The 22,323-nt window shown below is 71.6% G+C and carries 18 protein-coding genes and 1 pseudogene; 7 read left to right on the top strand and 12 right to left on the bottom strand.

Going from position 1 to position 22,323, the window contains the following annotated elements; translation table 11 throughout:
* The first annotated feature begins 12 nt into the window (after window positions 1-12).
* Complete coding sequence (locus tag ABT369_RS02895) at window positions 13-1,824, top strand: ArnT family glycosyltransferase (RefSeq protein ID WP_350609976.1); 1,812 nt, start codon at window positions 13-15, stop codon at window positions 1,822-1,824.
* A 41-nt stretch (window positions 1,825-1,865) separates the two neighbouring features.
* Here the strand turns inward: ABT369_RS02895 and ABT369_RS02890 are convergent, their stop codons facing one another.
* Genes ABT369_RS02890 through ABT369_RS02880 form a run of 3 tightly spaced genes read right to left on the bottom strand, consistent with a single transcriptional unit; the run spans window position 1,866 to window position 6,309 of the window.
* A complete protein-coding gene (locus ABT369_RS02890) occupies window positions 1,866-3,335 on the bottom strand; it encodes an O-antigen ligase family protein (protein ID WP_350609975.1) in 1,470 nt (489 codons plus the stop codon).
* Window positions 3,335-4,282, bottom strand: coding sequence for a glycosyltransferase family 2 protein (locus ABT369_RS02885; protein WP_350609974.1), 948 nt, complete (start codon window positions 4,280-4,282; stop codon window positions 3,335-3,337). The genes ABT369_RS02890 and ABT369_RS02885 overlap by 1 nt, the downstream gene beginning before the upstream one ends.
* A 47-nt stretch (window positions 4,283-4,329) precedes the next feature.
* Complete coding sequence (locus ABT369_RS02880; protein WP_350609973.1) at window positions 4,330-6,309, bottom strand: hypothetical protein; 1,980 nt, start codon at window positions 6,307-6,309, stop codon at window positions 4,330-4,332.
* 229 nt (window positions 6,310-6,538) lie between these two features.
* Between ABT369_RS02880 and ABT369_RS02875 the strand changes: the two genes are divergently transcribed.
* Window positions 6,539-7,615 (top strand): LCP family protein, encoded by a 1,077-nt coding sequence (locus ABT369_RS02875; protein ID WP_350609972.1) that lies wholly within the window; start codon window positions 6,539-6,541, stop codon window positions 7,613-7,615.
* A gap of 63 nt (window positions 7,616-7,678) precedes the next feature.
* On the opposite strand, the gene ABT369_RS02870 is transcribed toward ABT369_RS02875, so the two are convergent.
* On the bottom strand, window positions 7,679-8,536 hold the full coding sequence (locus ABT369_RS02870; protein ID WP_350609971.1) for an RNA polymerase sigma factor SigF: 858 nt from the start codon (window positions 8,534-8,536) through the stop codon (window positions 7,679-7,681).
* A 501-nt stretch (window positions 8,537-9,037) separates the two neighbouring features.
* On the opposite strand from ABT369_RS02870, the gene ABT369_RS02865 reads away from it, so the two are divergent.
* On the top strand, window positions 9,038-9,241 hold the full coding sequence (locus ABT369_RS02865) for a cold-shock protein (RefSeq protein ID WP_350609970.1): 204 nt from the start codon (window positions 9,038-9,040) through the stop codon (window positions 9,239-9,241).
* A gap of 260 nt (window positions 9,242-9,501) precedes the next feature.
* Here ABT369_RS02865 and ABT369_RS02860 read toward each other — a convergent pair whose 3' ends face one another.
* From ABT369_RS02860 to ABT369_RS02845, 4 genes are all read right to left on the bottom strand, one after another.
* Window positions 9,502-9,780, bottom strand: coding sequence for a hypothetical protein (locus ABT369_RS02860; RefSeq protein ID WP_350609969.1), 279 nt, complete (start codon window positions 9,778-9,780; stop codon window positions 9,502-9,504).
* Between the two features lie 133 nt (window positions 9,781-9,913).
* Complete coding sequence (locus ABT369_RS02855) at window positions 9,914-10,237, bottom strand: STAS domain-containing protein (RefSeq protein WP_350609968.1); 324 nt, start codon at window positions 10,235-10,237, stop codon at window positions 9,914-9,916.
* Entirely contained in the window at window positions 10,234-10,602 is a 369-nt protein-coding gene (locus ABT369_RS02850) for an ATP-binding protein (protein ID WP_350609967.1), read from the bottom strand. Before ABT369_RS02850 ends, ABT369_RS02855 begins: the two co-directional genes overlap by 4 nt.
* A 157-nt stretch (window positions 10,603-10,759) precedes the next feature.
* Complete coding sequence (locus tag ABT369_RS02845) at window positions 10,760-11,023, bottom strand: hypothetical protein (protein ID WP_350609966.1); 264 nt, start codon at window positions 11,021-11,023, stop codon at window positions 10,760-10,762.
* A 524-nt stretch (window positions 11,024-11,547) separates the two neighbouring features.
* On the opposite strand from ABT369_RS02845, the pseudogene rho reads away from it, so the two are divergent.
* Window positions 11,548-12,750 (top strand): annotated as a pseudogene (rho, locus tag ABT369_RS02840) (transcription termination factor Rho); the annotation flags it as partial.
* Between the two features lie 638 nt (window positions 12,751-13,388).
* Here rho and ABT369_RS02835 read toward each other — a convergent pair.
* Window positions 13,389-14,249, bottom strand: a complete 861-nt coding sequence (locus ABT369_RS02835; RefSeq protein WP_350609965.1) for a DUF2207 family protein — start codon at window positions 14,247-14,249, stop codon at window positions 13,389-13,391.
* Window positions 14,250-14,349: 100 nt separating this feature from the next.
* On the bottom strand, window positions 14,350-15,318 hold the full coding sequence (locus tag ABT369_RS02830; RefSeq protein ID WP_350609964.1) for a zinc-binding alcohol dehydrogenase family protein: 969 nt from the start codon (window positions 15,316-15,318) through the stop codon (window positions 14,350-14,352).
* Window positions 15,319-15,389: 71 nt separating this feature from the next.
* On the opposite strand from ABT369_RS02830, the gene ABT369_RS02825 reads away from it, so the two are divergent.
* Window positions 15,390-15,752, top strand: coding sequence for a winged helix-turn-helix transcriptional regulator (locus tag ABT369_RS02825; RefSeq protein ID WP_350609963.1), 363 nt, complete (start codon window positions 15,390-15,392; stop codon window positions 15,750-15,752).
* Between the two features lie 27 nt (window positions 15,753-15,779).
* Window positions 15,780-16,373, top strand: coding sequence for a class I SAM-dependent methyltransferase (locus ABT369_RS02820; protein WP_350609962.1), 594 nt, complete (start codon window positions 15,780-15,782; stop codon window positions 16,371-16,373).
* On the opposite strand, the gene ABT369_RS02815 is transcribed toward ABT369_RS02820, so the two are convergent.
* Complete coding sequence (locus ABT369_RS02815) at window positions 16,339-18,744, bottom strand: Tex family protein (protein WP_350609961.1); 2,406 nt, start codon at window positions 18,742-18,744, stop codon at window positions 16,339-16,341. The genes ABT369_RS02820 and ABT369_RS02815 overlap by 35 nt on opposite strands.
* Before the next feature lie 144 nt (window positions 18,745-18,888).
* On the opposite strand from ABT369_RS02815, the gene ABT369_RS02810 reads away from it, so the two are divergent.
* A complete protein-coding gene (locus ABT369_RS02810) occupies window positions 18,889-20,706 on the top strand; it encodes a sigma-70 family RNA polymerase sigma factor (protein WP_350609960.1) in 1,818 nt (605 codons plus the stop codon).
* Here the strand turns inward: ABT369_RS02810 and ABT369_RS02805 are convergent.
* Window positions 20,685-22,304 (bottom strand): MFS transporter, encoded by a 1,620-nt coding sequence (locus ABT369_RS02805; RefSeq protein ID WP_350609959.1) that lies wholly within the window; start codon window positions 22,302-22,304, stop codon window positions 20,685-20,687. The genes ABT369_RS02810 and ABT369_RS02805 overlap by 22 nt on opposite strands.
* Window positions 22,305-22,323: the final 19 nt, after the last annotated feature.

Here is a 22,323-nt window from a genome sequence, read left to right as displayed (position 1 = left end):
TAGCCTGCCGCGGTGCCCGTTGCGCCGACCCGACTCCTGCTCATTCGCGCCGGCGTCGTCTTCGGCACCGCGGCGGTCGTGCTGGTCGAGCTCCTTTCGGCGCTCGGCTGGCTGAACCGCCCCGTGATCATCGCGCTGTGGGTGGTCGCCGCCCTGGCCGTCGGCTGGCTCGGGCGGCACCGCCTTGCCGGTTTTCACCCGAAATTTCGGGACTTCTGGGGAAGCGCCGACCGGCTCGAGCGCGTGGCCGCGATCGCGCTCGGCGGGCTGTTCCTGGCCGATCTCGTCATCGCGCTGATGGCGCCGCCGAACAACTTCGACTCGCAGACCTACCACCTGCCCAAGGTCGAGCACTGGGTGGCGCAGGGCGGGGTGGGGTTCTACCCCACGATCATCGACCGGCAGCTCGCCATGGCGCCCGGCGCGGAGTACATCCTCCTGCACCTGCGCCTGCTCACCGGCGGCGACGCGCTCTACAACCTCGTCCAGCTCGCGGCGGGCATGTTCGGCACGCTCATCGCGTCGCGGATCGCCGCCCAGCTCGGCGGCAACCGCCGGGCCCAGCTCGTCGCCGCGCTGATCTTCGGTACGACCCCGATCGTCCTGCTCGAGGCGACCAGCACCCAGACCGACCTGGTCGTGGCCCTCTGGGTCGGCGCGGTCGCGACTCTGGTGCTCGACGAGCGCGGGCGCGCGACCCCCTGGCCGGCGGTGGTCCTGCTCGGCGCCGCCGCGGGCCTGACCCTGCTCACCAAGGCGACCGGCCTGCTGGCCGCGGGTCCCCTGCTCGTGTGGTGGTTCGTGGAGCAGGTGCGCCGCCGCGAGTGGCTGCGGGCCGGGGCCGGCACCGCGATCGTCGTGGCCATGATGGCGCTCATCGCCGGCCCGTACCTGTGGCGCGTCGAGACCACCTACAGCAACCCGCTCGGCCCCGACCACCTGCGCGAGTCGATCTCGATGCAGCGCCACGACCCCGCCTCGGTGCTGATCAACGCGCTGCGGATCGCCGAGACGGCCCTGCAGACGCCGGCCGGGCCCGTGGGCGCGGGCGCGATCCGCGGCCTGGCCCACGCGATCGGCGTCGACCCGGACGCGCGCGACATCACGTACTGGGGCGCGACCTACCCGTACACCTCCTGGCCCCCCGACGAGGACCGGGTCTCCCTGCCGGTGCAGGGCGCCCTGATCCTGATCGGCGCGGCCGTCCTGCTGTGGCGGCGGAGCCCGGCGCGGGTCTACGCGTCCCTCTTCTGGCTGGCCATGCTCGCGTACGTCGTGCTGGTCAAGTGGCAGCCGTGGGGCAACCGGCTCATCGTCTTCCTGATCCTGCTGGGCACGCCGCTGGCCGCGCTCTGGGTCGAGCCGCTGCTGGTCTTCCGCCGCCGGGCGGTCGCCCGCCTCATGGCCGGGCTGCTCGTGATCGGCGCCCTGGCCGGGGCCGCGGCCGTGACCGTCGGGTGGCCGCGGCGGCTGGTCGGGTCCGGCTCGGTGTTCACCACGCCCACGCTGGACGAGCGGTTCATCCGCCGGCCGGAGTGGGGCCGCGACTACCGGTGGGCGGCGGACGCGATCAACGCCTCCGGGGCCCGGCGCGTCGGCATCATCCAGGGGTACAACAGCTGGGAGTACCCCTGGTGGATCCTGCTCAAGGGCGACGACCTGGTGTCGATGCAGTCCCTGCAGCCGGATCACCCGCCCCCGCCGATCGAGTCCGTCGACGCGGTCGTCTGCGTGGACCCGCCCAACGGCTGCGGCTTCCACATCCCGGCGAGCTGGAACCCGCAGACCCGGGGCGACGTGACCTACGCCATTCGTCCCCGCTGACACGAGGTTTCGCGTAGTCCGGGAGGGGCATGCCCGCCGGTCTAGGAGACGGCGAGCTCGGGCTCGGGGGTCACTTCGGCCGGCTCGTCGCGGCGCAGGAGCGTCCTCGCCTCGCCCGCGGCGAGCAGGAGCCAGATGGCGCCGTTGGTGCCGCCGATGAGCCAGTCCTCGGTCGCGATGGTCGGGACCACCGCCAGGGCGCCGACGGTGAACCAGGCGGCCGGGAGCGCGCCGTTCGGGCGGCGGCGGATCGCGTGCCAGAGCAGCAGGCCGAGGCCGAGCAGGAAGGCGGCCGCGCCCAGGACGCCGCCGCGGCGGAAGGCGCCCACGGCGGCGTTGTCGGTGTTGAGCTGGCGCCGCGGGCCCTCGATCGGGTTGCCGTCGTCGAGGCGCTCGACCACGGCCCGGGAGGTCCGCGCGTCGCCGAAGGTCTTCTCGGCCCACCCGGCGTCCTTCCAGTCCACCCAGACCTGGCGCCAGGTGTCGGTGCGGCCGCTGGTGACGTCGCCCGGGTTGTCGGCGAAGCGGTCCTTGAGCACCCACTGGTAGCCGCCGCCGAGCGTCAGCACGATCGCGATCACCGCGAACGGGAGGGCCAGCGCGGGCCACCGCCGGTCGAGGCCCTCGGCGTGCTCGTGGCGTTTCCACAGGGCCAGGCCGAGGTGCACGACCGCGGCCGCGGTGGCGAAGACGAAGCCGGTGCGGGACTCGCAGATCGACAGCACGAACGCGGCCAGCGCGGCCACGCCGAGCCGCTGCCACCACAGCATCGCGCGGTCGAAGCCGATCCGGATGCCGGCCACGGCCATCAGCCCGGCCAGCGAGTTCGGGTGGTAGAACAGGCCCGGCCCGCCCCAGAAGCGGTCCGTCATCACCTTCGCCGAGGCGTTGTCGGGGATGGCGTGGACCTTGTCGAAGAGGCTGCCGGAGCCGGCGAGCAGCAGCGCGGCGATGCCGAGCAGGATCGCGGCGGCCATGCCGACCGAGAGGTCCTTGCCGTGCGCGCCGCCGCGGCGCTTGGCGGCGGTGTTCAGGGCGATGAGCGCGAGCACGGCGAGGGTGAAGACGCCGGCGTAGGCGACCCGCTGCCCCGCCACCTTCCACTGCGCGACGAGCACGGCGCCGATGATGCCGAGGAACCAGTACGCCAGGCCGAGCCACGCGGTGCCGAGCCGCGACAGGGACTTCAGCGAGCGCAGCCACGGCCACGCCCACACCGCGAAGACGACCACCTCGACCGCGAGGACGGCCCAGATGATGCCGGGGCGCTTCGTCGCCGTCCAGGTCAGGATGCCCGCGAGCACGAAGAGCCCGCCGAGCACCAGCCCCTGCAGCGTGATGCCCGGCAGGCTCAGGGCGATCCCGGCCACGGCCATCGCGATCAGGCCGGCCGCGAACGCCGCCGCCGACTGACCGATCGAGTCGGTCCGGGTGTACTCCAGCACGCCCGCGAGGAGCGCGACGACGACAGCGACGACGGCGAAGGCCGCGCGCCCCCTGGCGGTGATCATCAGGCGTTGGTCCCTGCGCGGCGGCGGCTGAGGAAGAAGTCGCGCACCACCCGGCGAGGTCCGGCCGGCACCAGCCAGACCTGCAGGAAGGTGACGTAGTCGGTGAAGCTCGGCTTGCCGTGCTTGCGGGCCTCGTGCAGCAGGTCGAAGAAGACCCGCGGGCTGCGGCTGGCCGCGGCCATCGAGCCGACGACGCTCATCGCCAGCGCGGCGTAGGCCCGCGGGGTCACGCGCGGGCGGGTCTGGCGCAGCCACTCCAGCGACTGCTTCCACGGGGCGTCGAAGCTGATGCGGGGGCGGTTCTCGTCGGCGTACCAGATGACGAGCGGCTCCTCGGCGTAGATCAGATCCACGCCGTCCTCCTGCAGGCTGCGCAGGGTCCAGTCCAGCTCCTGCAGCCGCCGCAGCCCGTCGGCGAACGGCACCTTCCGCAGCAGGGCCGTCGGGGCCAGGATCGTCGAGGTCTGGATGAAGCCGTCGCCGTGGAACAGGCCGTGGCGCACCGCGAGGTATTCGCTGATCGGCTCGCCCGGCGCCGGCACCCGGCGGGGCATGATCAGCTCGGCCCGTGGCGTGCGCATGTAGAGGCGGCTACCCACGATCGGCTGGGCCACACCCGAGGCGCGGGCGCGCTCCAGCTGCGTGGCGAGCTTCTCCGGCAGCCATTCGTCGTCGTCGTCGAGGAACGCCACCCAGTCGGCCCGGGCGTTGTCCACGCCGCGGTTGCGGGCGTTCGGGGCGCCCCCGGACTCGGGCAGCTCGACCGGGCGGATGCGATCGTCGCCGACCGCCTCCAGCGCCGCGATCGTCGCCGGGTCCGGGCCGTCGACGACGACCACGATCTCGATGTCGGTGAGGGTCTGGGCCAGCGCACTGCGCACGGCACGCACCACCAGCTCGGGCCGGTTGCGCGTGGGGATAACGACGCTGACCTCGGGTCTTTGCACGATGACCAATCCGTCTCGGTTGCGGTGCTGCGCCACCACACGGAGTCCTATGGGTTCGCTGGCGTAGCGTACACGACCTGCACTTTCGTCGGATATTTCGCAGCCAGCGCCCGGGCCGCCGCGATGTTGGTCGGCGCGGCCGGGTCGCCGAACGCCACCGGGAGCGGCTGACCAGGCTTCACGTTCGGCCGGTGCGGGCGCTCTCCATCGACAACGAGCAGGCTCGCCTCCGGGTCGTGCACGAAGAAGCGCACGGGCACCGGGCTCTCCCGCACCAGCCGGTCCAGGTCGTCCATCGTGCTCGCCTTCCCGGCGGACCCCGGGTACAGCAGCCCGGACCAGGCCGGGAAGTAGCGGTACTGGTGCTGCAGCGCCGCCGCGCCCAGCGTCGCGGACCAGTTGCGCCACGGGCTGCCCATGAGATCGACGTTCACCGCGCCGCCGCCGTCGGGGAACATGCGGGCCATGAGCAGGGCGTCGCGGGCGGCCTCGGGGGAGCCGCGGTCCTTGCCGAGCGCGAGCTTCACGCCGGGCGCGACGGGCTGGGCGTGCCACTCGCCGCCCGCGACCGCCAGCGCGGCGACCACGGGCAGGGCCACGGCCACGCGCGCCGCGACCGACAGGCCCGGCAGGAACCGGACCAGGCCGCCGAGCGCGCACAGGCAGACCACGATCAGCAGGTGCAGCAGCTTGTCGAAGTAGTACACCGGGCGGCCGATCGTGGCGGTCTGGTACAGCCCCAGCCCGGCGGCCAGCGTGAACGCCACCGCGACGGTGAACAGGGCGGCCCGGTGACTCGGCGCGCGCAGCCCCCGGCGCACGAGCACGGCGAGGACCGCGAGCCCGGCCAGCGCCGCCGTGGCCGGCCGGTCCACCACCCGGGCCGTGCCGTTGAGCAGCAGCTGCGTGCCGCTGGAGGCGGTCATCGCGGTCAGCGGGCCGATCGCGCTCACGAGCGCGACCAGCGCCGCGGTCAGCCAGCCCCACCAGAACCGCCACAGCCGGGCCTGCCAGATCCACCACAGCGCGGCCAGGCCGCCGAAGGGCAGGAACAGCGGGTAGCTGAACGAGATGCCGACCAGGAGCAGGGCCACGGTCACGGTCTGCTCGCCGAGGCGGTGCAGGGGCCGGACCACGATCGCGGTGAGCACCGCGCAGCAGGCGAGGCCGGCCAGTTCGTTCGGGTACCCCCGGGACAGCACGGTCACCGGGTCGCCCAGCACCAGCCAGGCGGCCGCGACGAGCAGGACGGGCAGCAGCCGCGCGTTCGTGGTGCCCGGGCCGGCCAGCCGGCGCACGGCCCACAGCACGGCCAGCGCGAGCAGCAGGAAGGTGCCGACGAGCAGCCACATCATGACGTCGGCGCTCGCCGCGGCCGAGGTGCGGCCCGTGGTCGAGGAGATGAACTTGAACAGCACCGCGTAGGCGAAGTGCAGGCCCTGGGGGTAGTTCGCGATGCCGGTGAGCTCCTCGTCCGGCACGAAGGGGCGTAGCGCCTCCGGGCGCAGGAAGAGGTATCCCCCGTTGCGCCCGATCACGTCGTAGAGCAGGTAGTGCCGGGCGATGTCCTCGCCCGCCAGCGGCAGGCCCAGGCGGCCGCCGAGGTCTCGCGCGGCGTACGGGATGAGCGACACCGCGCTGACCCCGGCCACGGCGAGCGCGAGCAGGCGGTCGAGGCGGGCCTTGCCCGGGCGCTCCAGGCGGCCCGTGGCGGCCGCGATGATCACGAGCACGGTGAAGGCGACGCCCGCGACCAGCGTCGGGTGCAGGTGCCCGGGCCAGAGGGTCAGGCCGAGACCGAAGACGCACGCGGCGCCGAAGAGCTGGGCGCAGGCGAGCACGAACCGGTCGATGAGCCCGGTCGCGCCGCGCTGGACGGCCATCGTGCCGGCGAGCGCGAGCAGCGGCAGCAGCACGTCGAGGCGCAGCGGGTGGGCGGCCAGGGGGACGACCCAGGCGAGGACGAGGGCGAGCGCGACCGTCTTCGGGCTGGTCCGCGCCGGCGCCCGTTCGGTTTCGGGCCGCATCACCGTCACCACAAACACGCTCCGTTACTGGCCCCGTCAGTCGATTCGCGTCGGCCGCTGGGAGGTGACGATATCGCGTCGCCCCGGTACCGTCGGTTCCGGCGTCATCTCAGTGACTGATGGTGATGGAGGTGTCTTGGCTTCGCCCGGCGCGGTGCGTCCGAAGAAACGCAAGAAACGTCGGCGGGATCCGGCCTGGGCTCGGACGCTGGTCATCGTCGGCGCCCTCATGATGATCGTCGCGGGCGGCACGTTCGTGGTGAAGGACACGCTGTTCGGCTTCGCGACACGCAGCGTGCACAACGAGGATCTGCTGCCGGCCGAGAACCAGGGGCGGCACGCCTCGATCAACGGGGCGAAGAATCTGCTCCTCATCGGCATCGACCCGCGGCCGAACCAGGATCCGACAGATGCGATTCGCTCCGATTCGATCCTGATTCTGCACATTCCCGCGTCGCACGACATGGCGTTCCTGATTTCGATTCCGCGGGACACGTGGGTGCCGATTCCGCGGTACGACAACGGCAAACGCGTCTACAAGGGCGGCAAGGACAAGATCAACGGTGCCTTTGCCGAGGGCGGCTACGGGCTGACCGGCAAGGACCAGCGCAAGCACGGCACCACGCTGCTCGCCTCGACCATCAAGCAGAACTGGGGCGTGACGTTCGACGCGGCCGCGATCGTCGACTTCGTCGGATTCCAGGACGTGGTCAAGGTGCTGGAGGGCGTCGACATGTACGTCGACCAGCGCACGATCTCGGTGCACATCGGCCACGACGCGCAGGGCAACACCAAGACGCCGTTCGAGCAGCGCGACGCGCCGGGCGGCGGCACCCAGCTGATCCCGATCAAGGGCGTGACGCCGGTGGTGTACGAGGTGGGGTACCAGCACCTCGACGCCTGGCAGGCGCTGGACTTCGTGCGCCAGCGCGAGACGCTGCCCAACAGCGACTACGACCGGCAGCGCCACCAGCAGCAGTTCATCAAGGCGCTGCTGAAGAAGATCGCCAGCAAGGAGGTGCTCGGCAACCCGGGCAAGCTCAACAAGGTCCTCGACGTCGTGGGCCGCGCGATGACGATCGACACTGGCCCGTTCGGGCTGGACGACTGGATCTTCGCGATGCGCGGGATCGACGGCGACCGGTTGCTGACGCTCAAGACGAACAACGGCGGGTTCCACCAGTCCAGCGAGAACCCGGGCGCGGAGGCGCTGGATCAGACCACGCTCGACCTGCTGGCGGCCGTGCGCGCGAAGACGGTCCCCGAGTTCGTGCAGAACCACCAGGGGATCGTCGGCTCCTCGTAGTTGCAGCGGGTGCCCGTCGATTTCCCCCCGACGGGCACCCGCTCTCCATCCCCCCGGTGGGCTCTATTCGGCGACGGCGCTGAGCTCGGTGCGCAGCGTGCGCAGGGCCGCGGCCAGCAGCCGGGACACGTGCATCTGCGAGATGCCGAGCTCGGCCGCGATCTGCGACTGGGTCAGGTTGCCGTGGAAGCGCATCGCGATGATCTTCTGCTCGCGCTCCGGCAGCTTGGCCAGCAGCGGGCGCAGGGCCTCGCGGTTCTCGACGTTCTGCATGTCCGGGTCCTCGGAGCCGAGCATGTCGCCGAGACCGGCCGCGCCCGGGTCGCTGCCCTCGCCCGCCGGGGCGTCGAGGGAGAGCGCGCGGTACGCCTGCCCGCAGTCGAGACCCTCGATGACCTCCTCCTCGCTGACCCCGAGCCGCCCGGCGAGGTCGGCGACGGTCGGCGAGCGGCCGAGGTCCTGAGCCAGGTCGCCGGAGACCTTGCTGATCTCCAGGCGCAGCTCCTGCAGCCGGCGCGGAACGCGCACGTCCCAGCCCTTGTCGCGGAAGTGCCGCTTGAGCTCGCCGACGATCATCGGGATCGCGTAGCTGGTGAACGCCGCCCCGCGGGACGGGTCGTAGCCGTCGACGGACTTGATCAGGCCGAGGTTCGCGACCTGGACGAGGTCGTCGAAGTGCTCGCCGCGGTTGCGGAAGCGGCGCGCGAGGTATTCGGCGAGCGGGATGTAGAGCTCGATGAACCGGGCCCGGACGCGCTCGCGGTCGGCGCCGGCCGGGAGGTCGGCCATCAGCGACAGCAGCGCGCGGGCCTGCGCGTCGGTGGCGCGGGTGCTCGTGGCGTTGTCGGCGGAGGCCTGCGTGCTGGGGCGGGCCTCGGCGAGGGCGCGGTCGATGGCACGGTCGACGGAGATGGTGGTCATGGGGTTTGTGGCCCTTCTGGTGCTTGACCGGCGGTTTCCGTGGTCGGCTGCCTGCGCGCAGACTCGTGCTGCGCCCGGGAAGGAAGGTAGGCATGCGCCGCCACGCCGGTCGGGAATCGCTACTCGGCACCCGTTTCTTGAGCGCCGGTGCAAGACCTGCGTCGCCCACGGGGGTTACGCCGCCGCTGCTGGACGGCACCCCGGCGCCGAACTGTCCGTTCGGCTGAGGTGAGCTGACCCGACTGTACTAGATCGTCGCGCCATGCGCGAGAGCCAGGCGTTGAAGTTGGTCGCTATATCACTGACTGTCGAGTAGGGCAATACACTGAGTATCCAGAAGTGCCGGATGTGCATTTCAGTTTGACCGTCGATCTGGTCCGCATGCCGATACCGGGGCTGCGTTTTCGCAGCGCGCAGGCTACCGTCTCACCCGTGGCGTGTGCCTGTTTCAACATTGATCCGTGAGGTGCGGATCAGGGCGGCGTCGCTAAGGAGTTACACGTGGCATCAGGCACGGTGAAGTGGTTCAACTCGGAGAAGGGCTACGGCTTCATCTCGCAGGACAACGGTGGACCCGATGTGTTCGCGCACTACTCGGCGATCCAGGCCACCGGCTACCGCGAGCTGGCCGAGGGTCAGAAGGTCGAGTTCGAGATCACGCAGGGCCAGAAGGGGCCGCAGGCCGACAACATCCGCGCGGTCTGACACACACCCCAAGTCGTAGGCCGAGACCCGCTTCACGGCCGAAGGAGTAGCAAGCCCCCGTCCGAGCACACTCGGCGGGGGCTTTGCAGTTCGGCTTGACGGTTCGGTGTCGTGAGAGTTTCACGAATTCGCAGTTCGCGGCGTTTCGGGCTTTCTTGCCGGCCGCCTTGGCCTGGCTTCTGCGCCGTGCCGGCTTTCTTGCGGCTCTACACCATGGCCGTCTTGGCCTGGTTTCTGCGCCGTGTCGGCTTCTTCCGGTTCTACGCCATGGCCGCCTTCGGGCGGGCGAAGACCTCGGGGGTGCAGGAATCGGCATACGCGTGGCGGATCATCTGCAGGGCCCAGCCCATCCGGTTGGTGGCGCACTCGGGGTGGTCACCGAACTCCGTCGCCACGTTGGCCGCGCAGCCCTGCGCGCCGATACGGCGCAAGGTGCTGGTGACCGCCGCGCGGACGGCCAGGTCCGCCGGGAACTCGGACATCTGCAGCGTGGAAGCGAAAAGCGCCTCGGCGCGGACCGCTTCGAACGTGGACTCCATCACAACCTCCTGCCGAACGTCTCCCTGCTGTGTTCCAGCTAACTCCTGTCCAGGTGCCGGGTCGGGAACTGTTCGGTTGCGAAATGGTTCGGGGTCCCCTTGCGTCTTCATTGTGCGCTCGGAGAACCCTGCTTCAACTAGAACGCTCGGCGGGGAGCCCGAATTCCTCGAGCACACCCGTGAGCTGGAGGAGCCGGTGCACCGCCGGGCTCGTGCCGGTGATGCGCAGACCGCCTCCGACGTCGGTGTTCGCCGCGACGAGCACCTGCAGGCCGGTCGAGTCCATGAAGGTCACGCCGGTCAGATCGAGGTCGACCCGGGACGGGCCGTGGCGGTGGATAGCGTCCCGCAGCACGTTGATCAGGTGCGGGGCGCTGGTCATGTCGAGCTCGCCGGAGGCGGTCACGGTGACCGTGCCGTCCGGGGAGGGGGTGGCCTGAGCGGCGAACTCGGTCATAGCAGCTTCGTGACCTTCACTAGCAGGCCGTCGCGGTCCACGTCGACGGCGTCGGCGAGGCTCCGGACGACCTTGAGGGAATGCCCGGAGGTGGTGAGCGCGTTGACAGTGTCGGCGGCCTGCTCCCCGGGGTGCGTGACTTCAATCACACACTGGAGCTCGTCGACCGTCGCGCGGACTTGAAAGGCAACACCGACGCGCACATGAGCGATCACGTTCGCCCACGTTTCGCTCACGATGAGGCCGATGTCTGTTCGGGCCTGTTCGGACACGCCGAGCCCGCTCAACGCCCCGTCCAGGATGTGCCGGAGCGTATTCATGCGATCAAGATCGCGAGGCAGGTCAACGGTGAGGCGAAGGTCCACAAACCAACTGTTACCGCAGCTGTTCAACAAGGAAACGTCGGTCTGGTCGCAATTGGATCAAGCTCTTCGTCCCCGGCTTGCGGCCGGGGGCCGACTGGTCCATGGCCGGTTGGCGTTCGGCGGGGTCGTGCTTTGGTCCGTCCTGCTTCGGCCGGCCTCAGCCGGCGAACGCGAACTCGCGGGCGGCGAGCTGCTCGTAGGCCTCGCGCACCATCTCCAGCGCCCAGGACATGCGGCGGGCGGCCGTCTCGGGGTATTCGCCGAACTCGCCCGCGACCCGGGCCGCGCAGCCGTTGACGCCGTAGCGGCGCAGCGTCGTCGTCACGGCGGCGCGCACCTGCAGCGGGGTCGGCTCCTGCGAGGCCTGCAGGGCGGACGCGAACAGGGCCTCGGCCCGCACCGTGTCGAACGTCGTGTTCATGTCAACCCCCCGGTTGGTGTGCTCCCTGACACCAATCAGAAAACCGTCGGCTCGGTGCCGTGCCGGGACCCGTTCGGGTGCCGGACGGTAGCGCGCCGTCCGCACCCGTGTGGGGCGCTGCCGGCGCTCGGTGCCCGCTCGGTTGCCGGACGGTTCGTGGGGGTCGGCCCGGTGTGTCCGGTTGCTTCGCGGGGCTTATGTGCCGATTCGCCGTAGAGGTCGCGTGGACCCGCCCCGAGGGCCGCGCCGGCCCGCCCGGGGGTGGCTGGTTGCCCGCCACGCCACGCGCAGGGCTTGCCGACCGATCGTGTTCGCGTTACGGTCGAGCCAGTCCCGCGGAAGTCGGCAATCTGCCGCCCGGGGACGCCCTTTCGCCACCGCGTGTCACGCTCTCGCGTAGGAAGCCAGGCGGCCACCGTACACGCAGCGCAGCCCGTTCCTCGGATACACGCGTACCCGAAGACCACCCTTTCCTCAGGCCGCACAGTCCTAGGAGGACGCATATGGCCCCAACCGAAGTGTTGGATCGTACCGCCCAGAAACAGAATCCCGCAGGCCAGGGCCGTCGCAGGACCCGCTCTTCGCAGCGCAACCGCGACCACAGCCGCCCGGCCAACCAGCCGCAGCCGCCCACTCCGGGCGAGGCGCGCGACGTCGCCGGCATCGTCGACGTCCACCGCGACAAGATGATCCTGCGGGTCGACAGCTACCTGCCCGGCCCCGACGACGTCGCGATTCCCGCCGCGATGGTCCGCAAATACGGCCTGCGCCACGGCGACGCCGTCACCGGCAGCGCCAACGGCGGCACGCTCACCCGGCTCGACACCGTCCACGGCAACGACCCGGAATGGGCGCGCAACCGCCCCGAGTTCAGCAAGCTGACCGCGCTGTTCCCGCAGGAGCGCCTGCGCCTGGAGACCACCCCGCGCCGGCTCACCACCCGCCTCATCGACCTCGTCATGCCGATCGGCAAGGGCCAGCGCGCGCTCATCGTGTCGCCGCCGAAGGCCGGCAAGACCATGGTCATCCAGGCGATCGCGAACGCCATCGCCACGAACAACCCCGAGTGCCACCTCATGGTGCTGCTGGTCGACGAGCGGCCCGAAGAGGTCACTGAGATGCAGCGCTCCGTGCAGGGCGAGGTCATCGCCTCGACGTTCGACCGCCCGGCCGCCGAGCACACCGGCATCGCCGAGCTCGCCATCGAGCGGGCGAAGCGCCTCGTCGAGCTCGGCCATGACGTGGTCCTGCTGCTCGACTCCATCACCCGACTCGGCCGCGCGTACAACAACTCGGCCCCGGCCTCCGGCCGCATCCTGACCGGCGGCATCGACGCGAACGCGCTCTACCCGCCGAAGCGCCTCCTCGGCGCGGCCCGCAACATCGAGAACGGCGGCTCGCTGACCATCATCGCGTCGGCGCTGGTCGAGACCGGCTCGATGGGCGACACGGTCATCTTCGAGGAGTTCAAGGGCACCGGCAACGCCGAGCTCAAGCTGGACCGCAAGCTGGCCGACCGCCGAGTCTTCCCGGCGATCGACATCGACGGCTCGAGCACCCGCCGCGACGACGTGATCCTGCACCCGGACGAGCTCATGGCCGTCCAGCGCCTGCGCAAGGCCCTGAGCGCGACGGGCTCGGCGGCGACGGAGCAGTTGATCGACCGCCTGTCGAAGACCCAGTCGAACGCCGAGTTCCTCACCCTCCTGCTGCGTGGTCAGGCCTGACGCCACGCAGTGATGCGACGCTTACCCCTCGTGAGATCGCAAGATCGAACTTTTTCGAGGGTGGTAGCGTAGGGATATCGGAACGCCCGCCGAGCCATGGCCAAATTTCGGTTCGGCGAACGTCACGAGGCCGGCTCAAGTCGACACAGGCTGGGCAGGTCGGTTGAGTTTCGAGCCCGCTCGCGCGGTGCGCGCGGGACCCAGGGTCGGCCACGGCGCGCGCAGAGCGGCGAGCGCGGTGGCGGGACGCCGGACTGGCCACGGCGAGCGCGGTGTGTGCGGGCGGTGATGTGCCGAGGGTCGTCCGCGAGTTGGGCGCACGCCGCGGCACGCGCGGATTGCGAGCGGCGAGTTCGAGGTGCGCGCGCCGGATGATCGACCGGCCGCGGCATGCGCGGGTTGTGGGCGGCGAGTTCGAGGTGGGCGCGCCGGATGATCGACCGGCCACGGCGCGCGCGGAAGGTACGAGCGGCGAGTTCGAGGCCGCTCGCGAACTGGGCGCGGGGCGCCCGCACGGTCACGGCGCGCGGAGTAGTGCGAGCCGGCCACGGCACCCGCGAAGTGCTAGCGCGCGAAAAAGTGCAAGCGCGGGGGAGCGGCTCAGAGACGGTCTGAAGTAGGAGCCGGGTGCGCGAGCGCTACAGGGCGACCCGGGACCGCATCAGGGCCTCCTCCGTGGGCAGCACGCCCAACGCCGAGGCGAAGGCCATCTCGCGACCCCACGACGCCACGTCGGCCGGGGCCAGGTCCTTGACGCCCTCGACCGCGACCAGGTGCGCCCGGTACGCGAGCCAGGCCGCCGCCGTCCGCGAGCCCTCCGGCGTGTTCTGGTCGCTCCAGCGCATCTCGACCACCAGGTACAAGGCGAGGTAGACCGCGCCCGCGGCCATCAGGGAGCCGGTGACCTGGTCGGCCAGGTTCGCGTGGAGCTTGTACGCCGCCCACATCCACGTGGCGAACATGAACGCCGCCGGGATCGCGGCCGTGCCCAGCAGGGTGCGCCGCGTCGGGCGGGACAGGCGGCGCTGGGAGAGGCCGCGGGTGCGGGCCTCCTCGATCACCGCGCGGTAGAACGCGCCTCGCCAGCGGCGGGCCTCCGTCCAGCTGCGGAACGCCAGGCTGGTCAAAGATGCCTCGCCGTTGACCGAGAGCTGGTTGACGCGGTCGAGAACCTGCTGCTCGTACGGCGTCAGGCTCCGCCCGTCCCCCTTGCGCAGGCGTACGGTCGTCTCCTCCGGGTCCTCGCCGGGCTGGCGCAGCTCCAGGAAGCCGCGGGCGGCCAGGTCGAGCAGCGTGCTGTCGATCGCGTCCTCGTCGGAGCGCCACCGGTTGACCATGAGGCTGACGACCGCCGGAGGCTCTTCACCCGGTGGGGTGTCCAGCGCCTCCCCGGCCTCGGGCAGTCGCGGCCGCGAGCGCCAGAGTGCCACGACCGTCAGCAGCACCCACACCGCGAGCGTGACGGGCACGCTGAGCTGCAGGAACGGGGGCCAGTCCACGGGGAACCTCCGGGCGGGGGCGGATCGTCGATCGGGCGGAACGTCGGGCCCCGCCGAAAGGGGCAGGGCCCAACCACCTTAGACCGTCGAGCCCGACTCCTCAGAAGCCGCCGAGGACGACCTTGCCGACCATGTGCCCGTCCTCGACCATCTCGTGCGCCTTGGCCAGGCCGGCCGCGTTGATCGCGCCCAGGTTCGAGGTCATGGTGTGCCGCACGGAGCCGGCGTCGGCCAGCTCGGCGGTGCGGTTCAGCAGCTCGTGCTGTACGACCATGTCCGGCGTCTGGAACAACGGGCGCGTGAACATCAGCTCCCAGTGGAACGTGATGCTCTTGGCCTTCAGCGGGAGCAGGTCGAGGCCGGGCGGCTCGTCGATCGCCGTGATCTCGCCGCCCGGGCGCAGGATCCGTGCGAAGTGCTCGATCTGCCCCGCGGTGAACGGCGAGAAGATGTAGTCCACGCCCGACGGCAGCTCGTCGTGCCCGACCACCTCGTGCGCGCCGAGGTCGAGCGCCCATTGGCGCGAGTCGGGGCGTGAGGCGGTACCGATGACGTGGATCTTCGTGAGGGCCCGGGCGAGCTGGATGATCATCGAGCCCACCCCGCCCGCGGCCCCGAGGACCACCAGCGTGCCGGTGCTGTCCGGGCCGAGGCGGAAGCGGTCGAAGAGGGTCTCCCAAGCGGTGATCGTGGTCAGCGGCAGGGCGGCCGCCTCGGCGAAGCTCAGCGAGGCCGGCTTGCGCCCGGCGATCCGCTCGTCGACCAGGTGCAGCTGCTGGTTGCTGCCGGGCTTGTCGATGGAGCCGGCGTAGTACACCGCGTCGCCCGGCGCGAACAGGGTGACCTCGGGCCCGACCGCCTCGACGATCCCGGCCGCGTCGAAGCCCAGCACGCGAGGCTCCGCGCCGGGGTTCGCGCTTGCGCGTACCTTCACGTCGACGGGGTTGACCGACACCGCCTCGACCCGCACCAGCAGATCGCGCGGCCCGGGCAAGGGAACCGCCAGTTCGAGGTCCTCAAGTACGTCGACCGGCCCAGCGGTCCGATACCCGACAGCTCGCATGCTCATGCCTCCGACGCTATTCCGGCACCGGTGGTTACCCGCAAGGGTCATTACTTCCCATTGGGTACCGTCACAGCATGCCGAACCGCGATGACGTCTACGCCGCCTGCTGCCCCTGCCGCGACATGCTCGACCTGCTGGCGAACAAGTGGAGCGCCCTCGCCCTCGGCGCGCTCGAGGCGGGCCCGCAGCGGTTCGGTGCGCTGCGGGCGCGGCTGCAGGGCGTGAGCCCGAAGGTGCTGACGGCGACCCTGCGCCGGCTGGAGGAGCACGGGCTGATCGCGCGCGAGGTCTTCGCCGAGGTTCCGCCCCGGGTGGTGTACAGCCTCACCCCGCTGGGCCGCGACGCCAACGGCCCGCTGTCCCTGCTCCGGACCTGGGTCGAGCAGAACATCGCCCGCTTCCCGCAAAATCGTGAAATGTCCGATATGTCGGGCTAGCGAAGCGCCCGACATATCGTTACCCGGGTGAAGACCCCGCTGCTCCCCGAAATCGCGCTCGACCTCGCCGACGAGCACGTCCGGCTGTTCGACGCGACCGGCGGATACCGCAGCGACACGCCCCCGCCGTTCTGGCGCTTCGCCTGGCCCGGGGGAGTGGCGCTCGCAAGGTTCGTCCTGGACCGGCCGGACGTCGTCAGCGGCAGAAGCGTCGTCGATCTCGGCAGCGGCTCCGGCGTCGTCGCCATCGCGGCCAAACTCGCCGGTGCGCGCGAGGTCATCGCCGTCGACACCGATGCCGAGGCGCGAGCGGCCGCCCTCAGGAATGCCGTCGCCAACGACGTCGTCATCGAAACGGCCGCCGAGCCGGTGCCGGCCGACGTGATCCTGGCCGGCGACGTGTTCTACTCGGCGAGCGTCGCGCAGACGGTGCTGAAGCTCCTGCGCGGCGCGGACTCCTACGTCGGCGATCCCGGCCGGGGGTTTCTGCCCGAGCGGCTCTTCGAGAAGCTGGCCACATACGACGTCCCCGTCCGCCGGGCACTGGAGGACGGGGACGTCATGCGTACGACGGTGTGGCGGCTCGCTACTTCCGCCGCTGCTTCGGCTGCTGGTCCTTGAGCCCGTCGAGGCCCTTGTCGAGCCCGGCCCGCCGCAGCGCGTCGGCGAGCGCACCGCCGCCCGCGAAGGAGCCGCCGCCGCCCCCGGAACCGGAGCGGCGCGAGTCACCGCCACCGCCACCGCCACCGCGCGGCCGGCCGCCACCGCCGCCACCGCCGCGGGACTCGCGGTTCTCCCGGGGCTTGGACGCGGTGGTGGCCTCGTCCTCCAGGCGCAGCGTCAGCGAGATGCGCTTGCGCGGGATGTCCACGTCGAGCACCTTCACGCGCACGATGTCGCCGGGCTTGACCACCTCGCGCGGGTCCTTCACGAACGTGCGCGACAGTGCCGACACGTGCACGAGCCCGTCCTGGTGCACGCCCACGTCGACGAACGCGCCGAACGCGGCCACGTTCGTGACCACGCCCTCCAGCAGCATGCCGGGGGTCAGGTCCGAGATCTTCTCGACGCCCTCGGCGAACTCGGCGGTCTTGAAGGCCGGGCGCGGGTCGCGGCCCGGCTTCTCGAGTTCCTTCAGGATGTCCGTGACGGTCGGCAGGCCGAAGGTGTCGTCGACGTAGTCCGCGGGCTTGAGCCGGCCCAGCGCCGTACCGTTGCCGATGAGCCCCTTCAGGTCCCCGCCGGTCGTCGCCAGGATGCGCCGGACCACCGGGTAGGACTCGGGGTGCACCGAGGACGAGTCCAGCGGGTCGTCGCCGTCCGGGATGCGCAGGAAGCCGGCGCACTGCTCGAACGCCTTCGGGCCGAGCCGGGCCACGTCCTTCAGCGCCCGGCGGTTGCGGAACGGGCCGTTGGCGTCGCGGTGCGCGACGATCGCGGTGGCCAGGGTCGAGCCGATGCCGGAGACGCGGGTCAGTAGCGGGGCGGAGGCGGTGTTGACGTCGACGCCGACTCCGTTCACGCAGTCCTCCACGACCGCGTCGAGCGAGCGGCTGAGCTTCGACTCCGACAGGTCGTGCTGGTACTGCCCGACCCCGATCGACTTCGGATCGATCTTGACCAGCTCCGCGAGCGGGTCCTGCAGCCGCCGGGCGATCGACACCGCGCCGCGCAGCGACACGTCGAGGCCGGGCAGCTCCTGGGAGGCGTAGGCGGAGGCGGAGTAGACCGAGGCGCCCGCCTCGGACACCATCACCTTCACGACCGACAGCTGCGGGAACTGCTTGACCAGGTCCGCGGCGAGCTTGTCGGTCTCGCGCGAGGCGGTGCCGTTGCCGATCGCGATGAGCTCGACCTTGTGCTTCTGGCACAGCGCGGCCAGGACCGCGATCGACTCGTTCCACTTGTTCTGCGGCACGTGCGGGTAGATCGTGTGCGTGTCGACGACCTTGCCGGTGGCGTCCACGACCGCGACCTTCACGCCGGTGCGGAAGCCGGGGTCGAGGCCCATCGTGGCGCGGGTGCCGGCCGGGGCGGCCAGCAGCAGGTCGCGCAGGTTGGCGGCGAAGACCCGCACCGCCTCCTCCTCGGCCGCCTGCCACAGCCGCATCCGCAGGTCGATGCCGAGGTGCACGAGGATGCGGGTGCGCCAGGCCCAGCGGACGGTGTCGGCGAGCCACTTGTCGCCGGCGCGGCCCTCGTTGCGGATGCCGAACTTCGAGGCGATGGCCGGCTCGTAGAGCGACGGCGCCTCCGGGTCCTGGGTCGGCTCCATCACCAGGTCGAGCATCTCCTCCTTCTCGCCGCGGAACATGGCGAGGATGCGGTGGGAGGGCAGCTTGGTGTACGGCTCGCTGAAGTCGAAGTAGTCGGAGAACTTGGCCCCGTCGGTCTCCTTGCCGTCGCGGACCTTGGAGACGAGCCGGCCCTGGCCCCACATCTTCTCGCGCAGCTCGCCGATGAGGTCCGCGTCCTCGGAGAAGCGCTCGACGAGGATCGCCCGGGCGCCGTCCAGCGCCGCGGCGACGTCGGCCACGCCCTTCTCGGCGTCGACGAAGACGGCCGCGGCCGCCTGCGGGTCCACCGTCGGGTCGGCGAGCAGCCCGTCGGCGAGCGGCTCCAGCCCGGCCTCGCGGGCGATCATGGCCTTGGTGCGGCGCTTGGGCTTGAACGGCAGGTAGATGTCCTCGAGCCGGGCCTTGGAGTCGGCCGCGTTGATCTGCGCCTCGAGGGCGTCGTCGAGCTTGCCCTGGCTGCGGATCGACTCGAGGATCGCGGCGCGGCGCTCTTCCATCTCGCGCAGGTACCGCAGCCGCTCCTCCAGCGTGCGCAACTGGGCGTCGTCGAGCATCTCGGTCGCCTCTTTGCGGTACCGGGCGATGAAGGGCACCGTGGCGCCGCCGTCGAGCAGGTCGACCGCGGCGGTCACCTGCCGTTCCCTGACGCCGAGCTCTTCTGCGATGCGCTGGTGAATCGAGACCGTCACGACCATGCATTCTGCCCCACGCGCCCCGCGGGGGCCCATCAGCCACAACACCAAATAACGGAACGGGTCAGTCACGCAAAGTAGTTTTCGAGGAAGCGTTATTGACCCCGGGCCGCCACGTCTCCTGAATAGGTTCGACAGGAGGCGCGAATGAGCACGGCCACGGTGATCGCGGCGCGAGCCGGTGACCAGCGGGCACTGGATGCCCTGGTCGGCGAGTACCTGCCGCTGATCTACAACATCGTCGGGCGCGCGCTGCAGGGGCACGCGGACGTCGACGACGTCGTGCAGGAGACGATGCTGCGGGTCGTCGACGGGCTGCCCCGCCTCCGCGAGCCGGAGAGCTTCCGTTCCTGGGCCGTGGCCATCGCGATGTCGCAGGTCCGCGACCGCCACCGCCGCCAGACCCAGGCGCCGCTGGTCGGGGACTGGGCCGACCCGACCGACACCGCCGACCCCGGCGCCGACTTCGCCGACCTCGCGATCACGCGGCTGCGCCTGTCCGGCCAGCGCCAGGAGGTCGCCGAGGCCACCCGCTGGCTCGACCACGACGACCGCGAGCTGCTCTCGCTGTGGTGGCTGGAGGCCGCCGGGCAGCTCGACCGGGAGGAGGTCGTCGACGCGCTGCACCTGACCCGCCAGCACGCGGCCGTGCGCATCCAGCGGATGAAGGCGCAGCTCGACGCGGCCCGGGCGGTCGTGCGCGCGCTGGCCGCCCGGCCCCGCTGCCCCGAGCTCAGCGCGGTGCTGCACAGCTGGGACGGCCGCCCGAGCGCTCTGTGGCGCAAGCGGCTGGCCCGGCACACCCGGGAGTGTCACCAGTGCGACCGGGCGTGGTCGGACATGGTCGCGGCCGAGCGCCTGCTGGCCGGCATCGCGCTCGTCCCGGTCCCGTTCGTGTTCAGCGCCATGGCCTCGGGCGCCGGCACCGCGGCTACGACGACGGCCGCGGTCACCACGGGGAAGGCGGGCGGGCTCAAGGCGGTGCTGTTCGGCTGGTTCGCCGCCTCGAAGCCGGCGCTGGTCGGTCTCGCGGCGACGGCCGCCATCGCCGGCACCGCGGGCGCGGCCTACATCGCCACCCAGGGCGACGAGAAGCCGGCCGCGGTGGCGGCGGCCCCGTCCACCAGCGCCGCCCCGGCCCCGACCAGTGAGGCGCCGCCCCCGCCGCCCAGCAGCGCGCCGCCCAGCGCGACCCCGGCCAAGAGCACCGTCGCGGCGCTGCCCCCGCCGACCAAGAGCGCGAAGAAGGGCGTCAGCACCAACGACAAGTTCGGCGCGAGCAACGGCCCGGCGATCAAGGACGTGCGGGCCGGCTGGTACTACGACTGGTCCCCGAACCCGATGTCCGGCGTCTCCGGGGCCGAGTTCGTGCCCATGATCTGGGGCGGCGGCAACGTGAGCGGCGACCTCGCCAAGGCCAAGGCCAACGGCAAGACCCTGCTCGCGTTCAACGAGCCGGATCTCAAGGAACAGTCGAACATGACCCCGCAGCAGGTCCTCGACCTGTGGCCGCAACTGCAGGCGACCGGGATGCGGCTGGGCAGCCCGGCGCCCGCCTACGGCGCGGACACCCCCGGCGGCTGGTTCGACCAGTTCATGCAGGGCGTGAAGGAGCGCGGCTACCGGGTCGACTTCATCACCCTGCACTGGTACGGCGGCGACTTCGGCCCGAACGCGGCCGGTCAGCTCAAGACCTACATCCAGAACGTCTACAACCGCTACCACCTGCCGATCTGGCTGACCGAGTACGCGCTGATGCGCTTCGACAACGGCACCGTCTACCCCTCGACGGACCAGCAGGTCGCGTTCGTCAACAGCTCGACGGCCATGCTCCAGGGCCTGTCCTACGTCGAGCGGTACAGCTGGTTCCTGCTCTACACCAGCAAGTCCGGCGACACCGGCCTCTACAGCAACGGCACCACCCCCACCCAGGTGGGCGCCGCCTATCGAGCCGCAGGAGGATGACCATGGACGCGAGATCGAGTGGGGCCGCCACGCTGCTCGCCGCTCTCAACGAGGCGTGCGAGGACTTCCAGCGCTTCGGCCAGCAGGCCGCGGCGACGCACGGGCGGATGCGGGGTCCGCTGCACTGGGAGCTCATCGGCCGCATCGGCCGGATCGGCCCCGGCGAGTCGCCCTTCGCGCTCGTCGGGGTCGTGCTGCGCTACGAGCGGACCACCGTGGACCTCGGCGTGGACGTGTGGGTGCGCGAGGGCAACTTCGAGGTGAGCGGGTACGCCACCGTCGACGGGCGCCGGATGCTCATCGACCTGCCCGACGTGCTCACCGAGGACGTCGACGAGGCGATCGCGGCGCTGCGGGAGTACACCCGGCGGCTCTGCGCCCACCTCAGCGTGCTGGACGAGGTCGCCTGAGAAGCCGCCCGGCTCGAGCCGGGCCCGTAACCGCACGGCCAGCGCCAGCAGGCCGAGCACCGTGGTCGCCGCGCCGCACGCCACCAGCGTCGTGGCCGGCCCGGCGGCCTGCACCAGGGGCGCGCCCAGCAGCGTGCCCAGCGGCGTGGCGACGACGAGCACCGCGCCGCGGGCGGCCAGCACCGGCGGCAGCCGATCGGCCGGCACCAGCCGCTGGAAGAGCGACATGCTCGCGGTCGGGAACGGCGCCCAGGCGAGCCCGGCCAGGGCCAGCGTGAGCAGGTCGGCCCAGCGCGGCAGGCCGAGGCCGAGCGGCAGGACCAGCAGGCCGAACGCGAGCACGGAGCCGATCGCGGCCGGCCACAGCGGCAGGCGCGCCAGGTGCCCGATGGCGATCGCGCCGATGACGGCGCCGACGCCGAAGGAGATGTACAGCATCGCCACCTCCGGCGCCGAGGACGCGAAGAGCGGCATGGCCACCGGCAACGGCCCGAAGAGCAGGAAGAACCCCGCCGACAGGCTCGTGAGCGCGAGGAGCCGCCGATCCTTGCGGATCGCGGCGAACCCGGCCGAGCGGCGCTCCCGCCGTGGCAGGGGTGCCCGCGCGCCCACGCGCGCGAACGAGACGGCCAGCACCGCGAACGTCACCGCGTCGGCCGCGAGCACGGCGGGCGCGCCGAGCCAGGCGATGAGCGGCCCGGCGAGCACCGGCCCGGCCACCGTGGCGGCCTCGTTGAGCAGCGTGAGCAGCGCGTTGGCCGGCACGTGGAGCTTGGCCGGCAGGACCTGGACGACGAGGGTGTACCGCCCCGCCGACCCCCACGCCGACAGCAGCGCGGAGCCGGCCAGCAGGGCGGTGTACCGGCCGATGGTGAGCGCGCCCGTCCAGGCCAGCACGGGCACGGCCGCGAGCAGCAGCGCGCGCAGGGCCGCGTCGAGCGCGGCGAGGTGCGCCCCGCTGCGCCCACGCAACAGCGGCGCCAGCAGCACCGCGCCGAACGCGCCGGGCAGCGTGTAGGCCGCGATCGCCAGCCCGATCCACAGCCCGCGCTGCCCCGGCGGCGCGTACTGCAGGGCGAGCCAGCCGATCGCGACCGCGCTCATCCCGTCGCCGAGCGCGGAGAGGGCCAGGCCGGGCAGCACCCGGCCGAAGACCCGGTCGCGCACGACCGGCCAATAGGGAGGCATCGATGTAATTCTGTCCCAT

The organism is Dactylosporangium sp. NPDC000244 (assembly GCF_040300725.1).
Lineage (GTDB): Bacteria > Actinomycetota > Actinomycetes > Mycobacteriales > Micromonosporaceae > Dactylosporangium.
The sequence above is the reverse complement of the archived record's forward strand: the minus strand, read 5'-3'. Positions and strand labels throughout refer to the sequence as shown.